At 64.6% G+C, this 13,843-nt stretch carries 10 protein-coding genes, 3 tRNA genes and 4 pseudogenes; 12 read left to right on the top strand and 5 right to left on the bottom strand.

What is annotated here, in order from left to right:
* Positions 1-16 precede the first annotated feature (16 nt).
* Positions 17-871 (bottom strand): bifunctional methylenetetrahydrofolate dehydrogenase/methenyltetrahydrofolate cyclohydrolase FolD, encoded by an 855-nt coding sequence (folD, locus tag CCZ28_RS02115; RefSeq protein ID WP_058762801.1) that lies wholly within the window; start codon positions 869-871, stop codon positions 17-19.
* A 248-nt stretch (positions 872-1,119) separates the two neighbouring features.
* Between folD and CCZ28_RS02120 the strand changes: the two genes are divergently transcribed.
* From CCZ28_RS02120 to CCZ28_RS02130, 3 genes are all read left to right on the top strand, one after another.
* A tRNA-Arg gene (locus tag CCZ28_RS02120) sits at positions 1,120-1,196 on the top strand.
* A 35-nt stretch (positions 1,197-1,231) separates the two neighbouring features.
* A tRNA-His gene (locus CCZ28_RS02125) sits at positions 1,232-1,307 on the top strand.
* Between the two features lie 51 nt (positions 1,308-1,358).
* Positions 1,359-1,443, top strand: a tRNA-Leu gene (locus CCZ28_RS02130).
* Between the two features lie 121 nt (positions 1,444-1,564).
* Here CCZ28_RS02130 and CCZ28_RS02135 read toward each other — a convergent pair.
* Entirely contained in the window at positions 1,565-1,768 is a 204-nt protein-coding gene (locus CCZ28_RS02135) for a hypothetical protein (RefSeq protein WP_140215509.1), read from the bottom strand.
* Positions 1,769-1,876: 108 nt separating this feature from the next.
* Positions 1,877-2,035: a hypothetical protein gene (locus CCZ28_RS24355; RefSeq protein WP_167509194.1), complete on the bottom strand. Its 159-nt coding sequence runs from the start codon at positions 2,033-2,035 to the stop codon at positions 1,877-1,879.
* A 422-nt stretch (positions 2,036-2,457) separates the two neighbouring features.
* On the opposite strand from CCZ28_RS24355, the gene CCZ28_RS02140 reads away from it, so the two are divergent.
* The 7 genes and pseudogenes from CCZ28_RS02140 to CCZ28_RS24995 all read left to right on the top strand — a co-directional run.
* The gene (locus CCZ28_RS02140; RefSeq protein WP_140215511.1) at positions 2,458-2,820 is read left to right on the top strand and encodes a hypothetical protein; all 363 of its coding nucleotides are present in this window, start codon (positions 2,458-2,460) and stop codon (positions 2,818-2,820) included.
* 199 nt (positions 2,821-3,019) lie between these two features.
* Positions 3,020-3,805: a sulfite exporter TauE/SafE family protein gene (locus tag CCZ28_RS02145; protein WP_140215512.1), complete on the top strand. Its 786-nt coding sequence runs from the start codon at positions 3,020-3,022 to the stop codon at positions 3,803-3,805.
* A 112-nt stretch (positions 3,806-3,917) separates the two neighbouring features.
* Positions 3,918-5,786 (top strand): annotated as a pseudogene (locus CCZ28_RS02150) (PAS domain-containing protein); the annotation flags it as partial.
* Between the two features lie 165 nt (positions 5,787-5,951).
* Positions 5,952-6,398, top strand: a pseudogene (locus CCZ28_RS24985) (methyl-accepting chemotaxis protein); the annotation flags it as partial.
* The gene (locus CCZ28_RS02155) at positions 6,395-7,864 is read left to right on the top strand and encodes a chemotaxis protein CheW (RefSeq protein WP_140215516.1); all 1,470 of its coding nucleotides are present in this window, start codon (positions 6,395-6,397) and stop codon (positions 7,862-7,864) included. The pseudogene CCZ28_RS24985 and the gene CCZ28_RS02155, both read left to right, overlap by 4 nt.
* A 251-nt stretch (positions 7,865-8,115) precedes the next feature.
* Positions 8,116-8,886, top strand: a pseudogene (locus tag CCZ28_RS24990) (PAS domain-containing protein); the annotation flags it as partial.
* A gap of 105 nt (positions 8,887-8,991) precedes the next feature.
* Positions 8,992-9,429 (top strand): annotated as a pseudogene (locus CCZ28_RS24995) (methyl-accepting chemotaxis protein); the annotation flags it as partial.
* On the opposite strand, the gene CCZ28_RS02165 reads toward CCZ28_RS24995, so the two are convergent.
* Positions 9,401-10,057, bottom strand: coding sequence for a histidine phosphatase family protein (locus tag CCZ28_RS02165; protein ID WP_140215520.1), 657 nt, complete (start codon positions 10,055-10,057; stop codon positions 9,401-9,403). The pseudogene CCZ28_RS24995 and the gene CCZ28_RS02165 sit on opposite strands and share 29 nt — an antisense overlap.
* 5 nt (positions 10,058-10,062) lie before the next feature.
* Positions 10,063-11,238, bottom strand: a complete 1,176-nt coding sequence (locus CCZ28_RS02170; RefSeq protein WP_140215522.1) for a sensor histidine kinase — start codon at positions 11,236-11,238, stop codon at positions 10,063-10,065.
* Between the two features lie 633 nt (positions 11,239-11,871).
* Between CCZ28_RS02170 and CCZ28_RS02175 the strand changes: the two genes are divergently transcribed.
* On the top strand, positions 11,872-12,639 hold the full coding sequence (locus tag CCZ28_RS02175; protein WP_140215524.1) for an SDR family NAD(P)-dependent oxidoreductase: 768 nt from the start codon (positions 11,872-11,874) through the stop codon (positions 12,637-12,639).
* A 10-nt stretch (positions 12,640-12,649) separates the two neighbouring features.
* Entirely contained in the window at positions 12,650-13,834 is a 1,185-nt protein-coding gene (locus CCZ28_RS02180; RefSeq protein ID WP_140215526.1) for an acetyl-CoA C-acyltransferase, read from the top strand.
* Positions 13,835-13,843 lie beyond the last annotated feature (9 nt).

The raw sequence follows: 13,843 nt of genomic DNA on the forward strand, positions 1-13,843 counted from the left end.
TGGGCCCGTTTTTGCGTCAGCTGTGCAACTGCTCGGCAGCGTACAGCGTGTTTTCCAGCAGGCAGGCGCGTGTCATGGGACCAACGCCGCCGGGCACTGGTGTGATCCAGCTGGCTCGTTCGCGGGCGCTCTCGTATTCCACGTCTCCTACCAGGCGACCGTCGGCTTGGCGGTTGATGCCCACGTCAATGACGATGGCGCCTGGCTTGATCCATTCGCCTTTGACCAGGTCCGGCTTGCCAACCGCGACCACTACCAGGTCGGCCTGGCGCACGTGATGCTCAAGCGAGCGGGTGAAGCGGTGGGTGACCGTCGCCGTGCAGCCCGCCAGCAACAGTTCCAAGGCCATCGGGCGTCCGACGATATTGGAGGCGCCGACGACGACGGCGTCCAGGCCATAGAGATCGACACCGGTGCTGTGCAGCAGGGTCATGATGCCCTTGGGCGTGCAGGGGCGCAGCAGGGGATTGCGTTGCGCCAGGCGACCCAGGTTGTAGGGATGGAAACCATCCACGTCCTTGTCGGTGCGGATGCGTTCGAGCAGCTGGGTGGCATCCAGGTGCGCGGGGAGCGGCAATTGCAGCAGGATGCCATCGACGCTCGAGTCTTCGTTAAGGCGATCGATCAGGGCTTCCAGCTCGTCCTGGCTCGTGGTGGCCGGCAGGTCATGGGCATAGGAGTCGAAGCCGACCTCCTCACAGTCCTTGCGCTTGTGCGCCACATATACCCGTGAAGCGGGATCGTCGCCGACCAGGATGACGGCGAGGCCGGGGGCGCGCAGTCCGGCGCTACGACGTTGGGAGACTCGCTGGGCAATATCCTGGCGCAGGCGGGCGGCAATGGATTTGCCATCGATCAGTTGAGCGGTCATGGGCGGTTTCTGGTGGTGACAGGAAAAAGGTCGCGTATTTTCGCACGGACGGGCCTGCTGGCAACAGCGACCGCTCAGCGAGGCCTAACTCATTCTTCTGCTTAAAATTTTTTAAGAAATTTGTTGACGGGCAGTCGGGAGCTTTATAACATGCGCCCCGCTTGCCGAGCACAGCCCAAGTCACTGACGAAGGGCAAAGCCAGAGGCTTCACACCAAAGAAGTCTCGGCAAGGGCAGCTGCCGAACAGGCGCCCGTAGCTCAGCTGGATAGAGCATCCGCCTTCTAAGCGGATGGTCGCAGGTTCGAGTCCTGCCGGGCGCGCCATTGGCGGTTCGGCGACGGCAAGCATGAAAGATATGGTGGGCGTAGCTCAGTTGGTAGAGCACAGGATTGTGGCTCCTGGTGTCGTGGGTTCGATTCCCATCGTCCACCCCATATTCTGCGAACGCCAGACCTCGTGTCTGGCGTTCGTATTTCAAGCGTCTCGCGGACGTGGTGGAATTGGTAGACACACCAGATTTAGGTTCTGGCGCCGCAAGGTGTGAGAGTTCGAGTCTCTCCGTCCGCACCAATTAAGCTGCACAGTAGAAAAAACCGGCCAAGTGCCGGTTTTTTCGTTTCTGCGATCCGCGCGCTTCATTGACTCGGACCCTCTGGCTGAAGCGAGTGCTCGGACGTTTGTCGTGCGAACACTACAGCCAGTAGCGAAGTGGAAAAAGCGGGATGACACCCAGAACGGTGAAGCAGACCGACAGGCCGAGCAGCAGCGAGGTGAAAGCGCGTTCCGCACCGCTTAGATTGGACGGCTTTTCGATAGGTGTGTCTGCGTCGATACCGGAAGCTGATGCCGCCTCCGGCTCGAACAGCGTGATAGATCGGGTCAGTTGAGTTCGCATGGACGTACCTCAACATAGGCACTGATGGATGTTCGACTGATAGTCGTAGACCGCAGTCGAGCTTTTCGCGCAGTCGCCCTCTCCGGTATAGCTCTCAATAGCGCTTTGTCAAACGTGTGCCCGCGTTTCGCCTGGTTGATCATGCTCAATTCGAGTGATCATTTCGATCAGCAGGAACAGGGCGCCACCTAGTATTTCGCTGTTGATCAGTACCAGGCTCATCAAGGCGCCAGCCACCAACTGAGCGATGTCGTCGTCCGTTTTCATGCCGACCTCCCAGAAGTGGAGGTCCAGCACTACTGATCGGGGGTTGCAGCGATACGACAGCTGCTGTCCGAGCCGTCCGGGGGCGCCAATTGGTTGGGCCCAGATCACCGAAGTGTCTGTTCTTCGCCGAGGTGTCCGGCTGCACAGGGGGCGCAATCGCAATACCCATGAACGCGGCGCTGATTCTTTCCCGCCTGACCGAATACCGCTATGCCTTTGTCGCGTAAAAGGTGCGCTGCGAGTTTCCCTGCCTAGGCCTCGTTCCAGGCACCTTTGTAGCGAGGACGTAGGCTCGGGCGCCTCAATCTCAGAGATCGGTTGAGAAAATATTGTACGACCTCACTGAAAAAACACGGTTGCGCAGGGTCTCAGGTGACTTAGGTAGTCGTTGAGGGCTATCGGTGGTAAGGAAGAAAGGTTAAATGAGCAGGAAATCGACGCGTAAGTTATTGGTGCTCAGTGCGGGGTTCGCGTTGTTGGTGGCGGCGGCTCTGCTGACCACGCACAAGACCGATTCCGAAAGTAGCGAACCCGCCGTGGTCGCCACGACCACGCCTCCGGTGGCGGCCCACGCCCCGACTACGGGAACGCATTCAGTCACTGAGGCGCACAAGCAGGATCTGGACAGTTTCATCGCCCAGTCGAATCTGACGCCCTGTCCTGCGCCCATGCCCAAGACCATCACGGAGGTGGCGTGCCAGGATTCGGTCGAGGCCCATGCCCGGCGCGCAGGCTATAGCCCGGAAGAGGTGAGCGCTTATCTCGAGGCGCATCGTGCGCCTTGACCCGGGTTCGGGGAAGCGACCGAGGTGACAGAGAAGGGCGTGCTCAACAGGTATTTTCGTGTCTGGTCGTGGGCAGTGCGCTGCGGTAGGAATTGATATTTAGGTTATAAGCAAAGAGCTTTTAGGTATATCCCGACATAAATGGAGTCGTTATCCTGTTCCGCCTCTGAATGAGCCGACAACGGCAATTGGGACGGTAATGGAAGTAGGGGCAGCAGGCTTCGTCATCGCGGGGCTGGTGGTAGGTTTCATCGTTGGCATGACCGGTGTGGGCGGCGGATCGCTCATGACCCCCATCCTGCTGTGGTTCGGCATCAACCCTGCTGCAGCCGTTGGCACCGATCTGCTCTATGCGGCCATCACCAAGGCCGGGGGTGTCTGGGTTCACCAGCGCAATCGCAACATCGACTGGAAGGTGACCGGCTGGCTGGCTGCGGGCAGCGTACCGGCGGCTGCCCTTACGCTGCTGGCGCTGGCCCTGTTGCCGGGCGATCAACATGCCACCAATGCGCTGATCAAGCAGGCGCTGGGCGTCGTGCTGTTGCTGACGGCGACGGCCATCCTGTTCAAAAAGCAGATCTTCGCCTTCGCCAGTCGCCATGCCGGGGATGGCTTTCATCTGAGCGCTGGCCGCCTCAATGGGCTGACGGTACTGACCGGGGCGATCCTCGGTTTCATGGTCACCCTGACCTCCATTGGTGCCGGTGCCCTGGGTACGGTGGCGCTGTTCCTGCTGTATCCGCTGATGGCGACGCGTCGCCTCGTGGGGACCGAAATCGCTCACGCGGTGCCTCTGACCCTGGTCGCGGGGCTGGGCCATGCCGGCCTGGGCAACCTGGATTGGCAGGTGCTGGGCTTTCTGTTACTGGGCTCGCTGCCCGGTATCTTCCTCGGCAGTCATCTCTCCGGTCGGGTACCGGATACGGTGCTCAGGCCCTGCCTCGCCATCATGCTGATGCTCATCGGCGCCAAGCTGGTAGCCTGATCGGCCGGTCAGCGTTCGGGGCAAAAAATACGGCTGCCAGGATAGGGATGTGCTCAATTTGTTATCGCGATTGCCGATAACGGGAGGACAAGACCTATCTCTGGAGTTGCCCATGCTTTCCTCACCTGTCGAGCCCGCTGCCGTCGACGTGGCTTCCACTTACCATGCCTTGCGCCAGGCATTGGACAAATCGCTCGCGATCATCGAATTCGATCTCGAAGGCACGGTGCTACAGGCCAACGACAACTTCCTGCAGACCTTCGGCTACTCCCTGGATGAGATCCGCGGACAACACCACCGGTTGTTCTGCCCGACAGAGGTGATTGAAAGCGGCGACGACTACCAGAGCTTCTGGGAAACGCTAGGACGCGGTGACTTTCATAGTGGCGTCTATCGGCGTCAGCGCAAGGACGGCGGCGTGGTGTGGATCCGCGCGACCTACAACCCGCTGCTCGATGCCGAAGGGCAACCGGTACGGATCATCAAGTTCGCCACCGACATCACCGAGAGTCGCCTGCAATCGGTGGAGTACGAGGGCAAGATCGCGGCCATCCATAGATCCCAGGCGGTGATCGAGTTCGACCTGCAGGGCAATGTGCTCTGGGCCAACGAGAACTTCCTCGGCATGACGGGTTATGCGCTGGAAGAACTACGCGGTCGCCATCACAGCCTGATGTGTCCGGCCGACTATGCGCGGTCGGCAGACTACGCCTTGCTGTGGAATCGGCTCGGGCAGGGCAAGTTCGATTCCGGCGTGTACAAGCGCATCCGCCGCGACGGTCGACCGATCTGGATCCAGGCTACCTACAACCCCATCCTGGATGCCGACGGCCGACCCTACAAGGTGGTCAAGTTCGCTACCGACGTGACCGCTACGCAACTGCAGGCGGCGGAGTTCCAAGGCAAGATGGCGGCCATCGACCGTGCCCAGGCGGTGATCGAGTTCGATCTGCACGGCAATATTCTCGATGCCAACGAGAATTTCCTGTCCGCGCTTGGCTACAGCTTGGAAGAGGTGCGTGGCAAGCATCACCGGATCTTCTGCGAGCCGGACTATGCGCGCTCGCCGGCCTATCGGCTGTTCTGGGAGAAGCTCGGGCGTGGCGACTTCGATACCGGGCTGTACAAGCGCCGCGCCAGCGATGGTCGCCAGGTGTGGATACAGGCGACCTACAATCCGATCCTCGATGCCGAGGGGCATCCCTACAAGGTGGTGAAGTTCGCCAGCGACGTGACCGAAAGCCAGCTGCGCAACAGCGATTACGAGGGCAAGGTCGCCGCCATCGACCGTTCCCAGGCCATCGCCGAGTTTTCCGTCGACGGCACGGTGCTCACCGCCAACCGCAATTTCCTCCTGGCGCTGGGCTACCAGGCGGACGAGGTAGTGGGCAAGCACCACCGTATCTTCTGCCCCGACGACTACGCGCGCTCGGCCGAATACCGGTTGTTCTGGGACAAACTGGCTCGGGGCGAATTCGACGCCGGGGTGTACAAGAGGCGCAACAGCCGCGGCGAGGAGATCTGGATCCAGGCCACCTATAACCCGATCTTCGATGCCGACGGCAAGCCGTGCAAGGTGGTGAAGTTCGCGGTGGACATCACCGAGAGCCAGATCCGCAACAGTGACTATGCCGGGAAGGTGGCGGCCATCGACCGCGGCCAGGCGGTGATCGAATTCGATCTCACCGGCAAGATCCTCGAGGCCAATCGCAATTTCCTGGCGACCCTGGGCTATCGCCTGGAGGAGATCCGCCATCAGCATCACCGCATCTTCTGCGAGGAAGAGTACGTGGCCTCGGGCGAGTACCGCGAGTTCTGGGCGCGGCTGGCACAGGGCGAGGTGTTCGGTGGGCGGTTCATGCGGTTGAGCAAGTTCGGCCAGCGGATCTGGATCCAGGCCACCTACAACCCGATCTTCGATGCCGAGGGTCAGGTGCACAAGGTGGTGAAGTTCGCCACCGACATCACCCGCCAGGTGGAGATGGAGCAGCGCGTGCGGCAGAAGATCGAGCAGATGAATCTGTCGTTGCAGGCGTTGACCCGTTCCATCAATCAGATCGCCGAGACCACCGACGATGCCAACCGCATCGCCCGGCGGACGCTGGAGGAAGCGGAGCGCGGCTCGCTGACGCTGACCCGTTCGCTCGACGCCATGGAGACCATAGGTACCACCGCGGGAGGCATCCAGGACATCGTCCAGGTGATCAGCGACATCGCCAGCCAGACCAACATGCTGGCCTTCAATGCGGCCATCGAGGCGGCCCGTGCCGGTGAACACGGTCTGGGCTTCTCGGTGGTGGCTGACGAGGTGCGCAAGCTGGCCGAAAAGTCGTCCCAGGCGACCAAGGAGATCAACAAGCTGATCCTGGAGTCGGTCAAGAGCATCGCCCAGGGCAGCGAGATCTCCCGCAGCGTGGGCGAGGCCTTCGGCCTGATCGCGGAAGGGATGGGCAAGACCCAGAGATCCATCGAGGCCATCAATGGCTCCACCGCGCAGCAGCTCGGCGATGCGGCGCGAGTCAACCAACTGATCCAGGAGCTGGATGCGGCGACCAATGCGGCCAGCCCGCTTCCGGCCGGAGGGCGTTCGTGAGCCTGGCTCAGGGCGTCGTGCGGATCGGTACCCTGAAGGTCGCCATTCCCGCCCAGGCCCTGGAGCGGGTGGTGTCCTGGCCGGAGCGCCTGGCCCCCCATCCCAGCGCTGCGCCCTGGCTGCTGGGATTGTTCGAGTTGAGCGGGCGACCGCTGCCGTTGGTGGACGGCCATGCCTTGCTCGGCCTGCCCGTGCCTGATACACCGCGCAGTGTCGCGGTGATCCATCACGGCGGCGGCCGTTTCGGCCTGGGCATTGACGGCGTGGTGGATATCCTCACCCTGGCGGACGAGGTGATCGACCGCTTGCAGGGCACTGCCGACCGGCTGTTGGGGCGGATCCATCTGGAGCCGCGCACGGGGCGGCTGGTGCATCTGCTCGATCTGGAGCTGTTGGTGAGGCTGCCGGGCTTCGAACTCAGCGCCGACTCGCCCAGGGATAGACGCGAACTGGCTGGCGCGGGCAATGGCCAGGAGCGCCTTTACCTGCTGTTCGAGTGCGATGGCCGGCGCCTGTGTCTGGATGCGGCGGTGGTACAGGAACTGGTGGACCGGCCGCAGTTGACGGCCAGCGAGTTCGCCAGCGATGCCTGCCGTCACGAGGTGCAGTTGCGCGGCCAGACGCTGCCGGTGCTCGAGTTGTCCGGGCTGTTGGGCCTGGCCTCGCCGGTGAGCGGGGGGCGTCAGCATCTGCTGGTGCTGGCCGCGGGGACCCAGGGCGAGTATCGCGTGGCCTTCGGCTTCGAGCGGCTGCTCGGCATGTGGCGACGCGATCCGGCACACTGCACGCCGCTGCTCGGGTTTGGCCTTGCGCAGCCGGAGTTGCTGCGCGGGGTATTCGCCGATCCCGAGGGCGAGTCGGCCGTGGTGATCGATCATCGGGCGCTCGGCTGCCTGGAAGCGACGGTAGCCTATGCGCGCATCTATCGAACCGATCGCAATCTGCTGGTCGAGCAGCACCGCCAAGGGCAGCGCCAGCCCTGTCTGGCTTTCCTGGCCGGGTTGCTGTTCGCCGTGCCCCTGGAGCAGGTCGCCGAGGTGCTGCCGTTACCGGCGCGCTATCTGCGCCTTGGGCAATCCGATGCCCGCCTGCTCGGCCTGATGGAGGTACGCGGCCAGCAGATCACCTTGATCTGCCTGCGGACCCTGGCGGGCGAGCAGGGCGTCGAGTCAGTCGCCAGCGACCAGGTCATCGTGGTGCAGGGGCAGCAGCGACGCCTGGGCTTCGTCGTGCAGCAGGTGGAGGCCATCGATACCTTCACCGGGTTGCGTGAGGATGCCTTGGAGCGCAGTTGGAAACCGCCGCTGGACGGCGGGGTGGTGCCGGCGCAACGGGCGCAAAGCTGGGTGGGGATCGGCTCGCCGGGCAACAGCCGGCAGGCCACCCTGATCGATCTGGCCGAGCTGGTTCGACGCCTCGAAGAGGGGACGCGCCAGGCCACGTCGAGCCTGGTCGCAGCTCCTTAGGCGAGACCGTTCGTCGGGTCGCTGAACGGTATTTTGCCGGACAAATGACTGTTGCTCGGGCCCCCATGGCGTCGCTCAAGCGAAGCCATGGGGCAGGCTAGAGCCGACGGGCTCGCGACCCCGCGCTCCGTCTGGTGGTGGCTAGCGCAGCCCGGGCTACAGGTAATGGTCAGACAACTCGTCCGGAGATACGTCAAGAAATGTCTTGGCGCGTCGAACCAGAGAAAGACACAACTTTCCTGGGTGATCCCATGTTCAACTCTTCGCTCAAACGCCGTATTGCCGAACTGGAAGCCGAACTGGCGGACCATCGTCAGCTGCGCACGGCATTCTGCAATGACGCCCTCTGCCTGCTGTTGGACGCCCAGGGACGGATCGAGGATTTCAACGAGAATTTCGCGCTCTGCCTGGGCTACGCGCCGGGCAGCCTGACCGGTCGCTATCTGGACGACATCATTCCCGACTATGTGAAGAGTCTGGACTGCTACCGGGAGCTCAAGCGCAGTTTCACCGAAGGTCGCCAGGCCAGCGGTATCTACCGCCTGCTGCGGGGCGCCGGTGGCGTGGCCTGGCTCTATGCGATCTGGACGCCGGTACGCGATGCCCAGGGTCAGGTCCGGCAGATCCGTTGCTATGCCTATGACCGTACCGAGCAGGTGGAAACCTCCACCGAGCACTCGGGGATCATCAATGCCCTGCTGAGATCCACCGCGGTCATCGAATTCAATCTGGCCGGCGAGGTACTCACCGCCAATGAGCGCTTCCTGCAGGGCATGGGCTACTCTCTGAGCCAGATCGTCGGCAAGCATCATCGGCTGTTCTGCACCCGCGACGAAGCGGAGTCGGCCGACTACCGTGCCTTCTGGGAGCGCTTGAATCGCGGCGATTACGTGGCCGGACGTTTCCAGCGGATCGACAGCCAGGGTCGCACCGTCTGGCTGGAGGCCTCCTACAACCCGGTGCTCAATACCCGCGGCGAGTTGTACAAGGTCATCAAGTTCGCCACCGTGATCACCGAGCAGGTGGAGCAGGAGCTGGCCGTGGCGGAGGCAGCGCGGGTGGCCTTCGACATTTCCCAGACCACCGACGAAAGCGCCCGTCAGGGGGCGGCGGTGGTGCAGGATACGGTGGCGGTGATGACCCGCATCGCCGATGAGATCCAGGTCGCTGCCAATGGCATCGAGGATCTGGGCAAGCAGTCCCTGGTGATCAGCGCCATCGTCAAGACCATCAGCGGCATCGCCGAGCAGACCAATCTGCTCGCGCTCAATGCCGCCATCGAGGCGGCGCGGGCCGGCGAGCAGGGTCGCGGTTTCGCCGTGGTGGCCGACGAGGTTCGCCAACTGGCCGGGCGCACCAGCAAGGCGACCGAGGAGATCGTCGGCGTGGTGCAGCAGAACCAGCAATTGGCGCAGACCGCGGTGGCCAACATGGCGGCGAGTCGGCAGCAGGCGGAGCAGGGGTTGCAACTGGCGAACGATGCCGGGGCGCGCATCACCGAGATCCAGGACGGCGCCCGCCAGGTGGTCGGTGCGGTCAGCCAGTTCGCCCGGCGTCTGAGTTGAGGCGGACTTCCGGATCCTTGGCGTCGTCGGCCCAGTCCGCGGCGCTGTACCAGCGGTAGCCGCTCTCATCGAGCTCCAGCCAGCGACCCTGGTGGATGACGAGCTGGGTGGCTACGCTCGGGGTGGCCAGCCCGGTTGCTATCAGCAGACTCCGGATCAGCGCGCCATGGGCGACCAGCAGGGTCGGTCCCGCGAGGCTGACCAGCAGCGGGCGTAAGCGTTCAGCGACTTCCGCGTAGCTTTCGCCGCCGGGCGCGCGGAAGTCATAGGGTGCGCGGGCCCGCTGGGCATATTCCTGGGGATAGCGCGCGGCTATGGTCTGGGCATCCAGGCCTTCCCATTCACCAAAGGCCTTTTCCGCCAGGCGGGCGTCGGTGCCCCGGGAGCGGGGGCTGCCTGGGTATTGCGCCAGGATCAGGTCCAGCGTCTCGCTCGCCCGTATCAGAGGACTGCTCAGGCAGGCGAAGGGGGTGATATCGAAACGCTCGCGCAGGGCAAGGCCGACGGCCTGCGCCTGGGCGCGTCCGCGGGCGTTGAGCGGAATGTCCTGGCGACCCTGCAGGCGGCCGCTGGCATTCCAGTCGGTTTCGCCGTGACGGATCACCAGCAACGGGAAGGGTAGCGACAAGGGCGTCAGTCCAGAGCGGTGGGAAGGGTCAGGGTGAAGTACTGGCGACCGTCCAGCGTGCGGGCGGTGAGGCTGCCACCGTGGCCACGAACGATTTCCCGGGCCAGATACAGCCCAAGGGCGAGACCTGCCGGAGTGCCCGTAGCGGGCGGGACTAGCACAGGCCGGAAGCTCTGGGCGGGGGCCCCAGGCTGCATTGGCGTACCTGGGCCTTCCACTTCGAGGAGGTAGGCGCGTTCCCTGATTTCGCCGCTCAGGCGAATGACCTGACCCGGCGCCGTCTGGTTCGCAGTGTAATCCAGAAGGGCTTCCAACGCCTGCAGCAGGCGCGGCAGATCCAGGCGCACGGTGGCGGGTAAGGTCGGTAGGGTGGTGTGGAAAACCGGGTCGGGATAGCGTCTTCGGAGGCTGGCGACCAGGGCTTCGATATGGCCGTTCATCCCTTCGACCGCCGTCGGCTTCAACAGCGGGCCATGGCCCAGCCGCGCGCGAACGAAATCGGCCGCCTCGGCGCTGCGTCGTGCCAGGCGCCGGGCCTCGGCCTGCCAGCGTTGCGCGACGGGAAGCTGCTCGATGCCCTCAGTCGCCGCCGCCAGGGTGTGCAGCGGTTGTTCGAGGTCTTGCTCGAAAAGCACCAGTAGTTGGTCATGCAAGGCCTGTAGGTCGGCCTCGCCACGCGGACCTGGGGCTTCGTCGCGCCGTTGTTCCTCGCGGGCGATCAACTCGCCCAGCAGCCGGGCGAAACCCTCCAGGCTGCCAATCACCGCAGGCTGGTCGAGCAAGGGAGCAGGCTGCCGATCGAATCCGCACAGGGTGCCGAAGAAGGTCCCATTGGGGCGGAACACCGGTAGCGACAGATAGCTCTTCCAGCCGTAGCGTTGGGGCAGCGGATGGTCGCAGTAGGCGGCGTCCTGGGCCACGTCGGCGATGATCACGGCGTCGTGGGAGGAGCGGACGTGGTTGCAGAAGGTGGCTTCGAGGTCGAGTTCGGTGCCCACGGTCAGGCCGTAGTCCAGCCGGTCATGGACGGCGCAGGCGATCCAGCGCTCTGCGGAGACTTCCGCCACGGCGGCGAACTTCAGGCCGCTGAGATCGCAGGCGACCTTGAGCAGCGTAGCGACGGCGTCGAGCGAGTCCAGCAATTCGATGCTCTCGACGGCGCTGGAATGTTGATCGGGCATAGCGGTGCAGCTCTTCAGCGGTTCGAGCCTGAACGCTAGGCTACGTCGCGTCGAAGGGCAACCATCATCCGCGCCTGGGCGACTCGCCGGTGAAGGCGTCGGCTAACCGATGAGATCGGTGGCATACGCCAGAACGGTGAGGCAGAGCAGGATGAACAGCAAGCTGCCTGGGGTGATTCTTTTCATCAGCGAGATCCTCTCACTCAAGGCCTGTTCCTTGTCCAGGCACGCCTGGCGTGATGAAAACGGTGCGGTACACCTCGACGGTCGAAGTGGATGGGTTCATCTCTGCGTCTCGATACTGCTGGCGAAGGACAGCTGTCGGAACACCACTGTCGCCGTTGGTTCAGCGGGTGCCAGGGTAGGTGCGACGTCTGGTCGAAGCGGCGGCGCGAGCGGTTTGCCTGACCGGCGCGCCCGGTGACGATCTGCCCTGCCGAACTCCAGGGTGAGGCTCTGAGGGGCGACGGTGACCAGCATCGCGGTCCGGCGGGCTGTGCCTTTTGCGGCTATCAGGCAAGCCGTCGCTCTGGTGCAAGTGGGCCGAATCGCTCAGCGCAGGTGAGCGATTCGGCCCTTGTCCGACCTCTGCCCGGGTCCGAAGATGCCGGCATCACCTCGGGGAGCTAGCCCATGCGCATCGACGATCGAACCTTCCTGGTAACCGGCGCCGGTTCCGGCCTCGGCGCCGCTACTGCACAGCTGTTGGTCGAGTCAGGCGCCCGGGTGGCCCTGCTGGATCTGCAGGCCGAGGCGGTGCAGGCCCAGGCCGAACGCCTCGGCAGCCAGGCGCTGGCGCTTCCGGTGGACGTGACCGATGCCGAGGCCCTGAACGCTGCCGTCGACGCCCTCCTGGAGCACTGGGGCGGCTTGCACGGCGCGATCAATTGCGCCGGTGTCGTCGGCGGGGCGCGCATCCTCGGGCGTAACGGTCCCCATGACCTGGCCGCCTTCGCGCGCATCGTCACCGTCAATCTGGTGGGCAGTTTCAACGTGCTGCGGCTGGCGGCGGCGGCCATGGCGCGGGGTGCGGCCGATGCCGGCGGAGAGCGCGGCGTGATCGTCAACACCGCGTCCATCGCCGCTTTCGATGGCCAGATCGGCCAGGCCGCCTATGCCGCGTCCAAGGGCGGGGTCGCGGCCCTTACCCTGCCTGCCGCCCGTGAATTGGCGGGGCAGGGCATCCGCGTCATGACCATAGCGCCGGGGGTGTTCGAGACGCCCATGATGGCTGGCATGACGCCCGAAGTCCGCGAGGCGCTGTCCGCCAACGTGCCTTTCCCACCACGGCTTGGGCGGGGCGAGGAATTCGCCGCCCTGGTCCGCCACATCATCGAGAACCCCATGCTCAACGGCGAGGTAATCCGTCTCGACGGCGCCCTGCGCATGGCCCCCCGCTAGGAGATCCGCCATGAAAGATCCGGTCGTCATCGTCGCCGCTGCCCGCACGCCCATGGGGGCGCTGGGGGGCGAACTGGCTGCGCTCGCGGCGCCGCAACTGGGCAGCGCCGTGGTTCGCGCGGTGCTGGAGCGGGGTAGCTGGTCGCCGGAGCGGGTCGACGAGGTGTTGCTCGGCTGCGTCTTGCCCGCCGGTCTCGGCCAGGCCCCGGCGCGCCAGGCCGCCTTGGGGGCTGGCCTGGCCCAGAGCACCCGTTGCACCACCCTGAACAAGATGTGCGGCTCGGGTATGCAGGCGGTCATCTTCGGCCATGACCTGTTGCGCGCCGACAGCGCCGAGGTGGTGCTGGCCGGGGGCATGGAGAGCATGAGCCGGGCACCCTATCTATTGGAGAAGGCGCGCAGTGGCTATCGCCTCGGCCATGGCGCCCTGATCGACAGTATGTTCCTCGACGGGCTGGAGGATGCCTATGAGCCCGGCCGGCTGATGGGTACCTTCGCCGAGGATTGCGCGGCGCGTCTGGGGATAGGTCGCGAGCGCCAGGATGCCTATGCGCTCAGTTCCCTGGAGCGGGCGCGCCAAGCCCAGGCCAGTGGTGCCTTCGCCGCCGAGATCGTCCCGGTCGAGGTAGTGGGGCGCAAGGACACCCAGCGCGTCGACAGCGACGAGCAACCCCGGCGCGCCGATCCCGCCCGCATTCCTACCCTCAAGCCGGCCTTTCGCGAAGGCGGCAGCGTGACGGCGGCCAACGCCAGCTCCATTTCCGATGGCGCCGCGGCACTGCTGCTGATGCGCGCCAGCACGGCGGCGCGTGAGGGCCTGACCCCTCTGGCGACCATTCGTGGCCACGCCGCCCATGCCGGCGCACCGGGCGACTTCCCCACCGCGCCCATAGGCGCCATCCGCAGCCTGCTGGACCGCGTCGACTGGCAACTGGCGGATGTCGACCTGTTCGAGATCAACGAGGCCTTCGCCGTGGTGGCCCTGGCCGCCCAGGACGCCCTGGGGCTGGACCCGCAGCGCCTGAACGTGCACGGTGGGGCCTGCGCCCTCGGCCATCCCATCGGCGCCTCCGGTGCGCGCATCCTGGTGACCCTGATCCATGCCCTGCGGCAGCGCGAGCTGCGTAGGGGCGTGGCAGCCATCTGCATCGGCGGCGGCGAAGCCACCGCCTTGGCGCTGGAACTCAACGATTAGAAGGACAAG

This window comes from Pseudomonas oryzihabitans (genome assembly GCF_006384975.1).
Taxonomy (GTDB): domain Bacteria; phylum Pseudomonadota; class Gammaproteobacteria; order Pseudomonadales; family Pseudomonadaceae; genus Chryseomonas; species Chryseomonas psychrotolerans_B.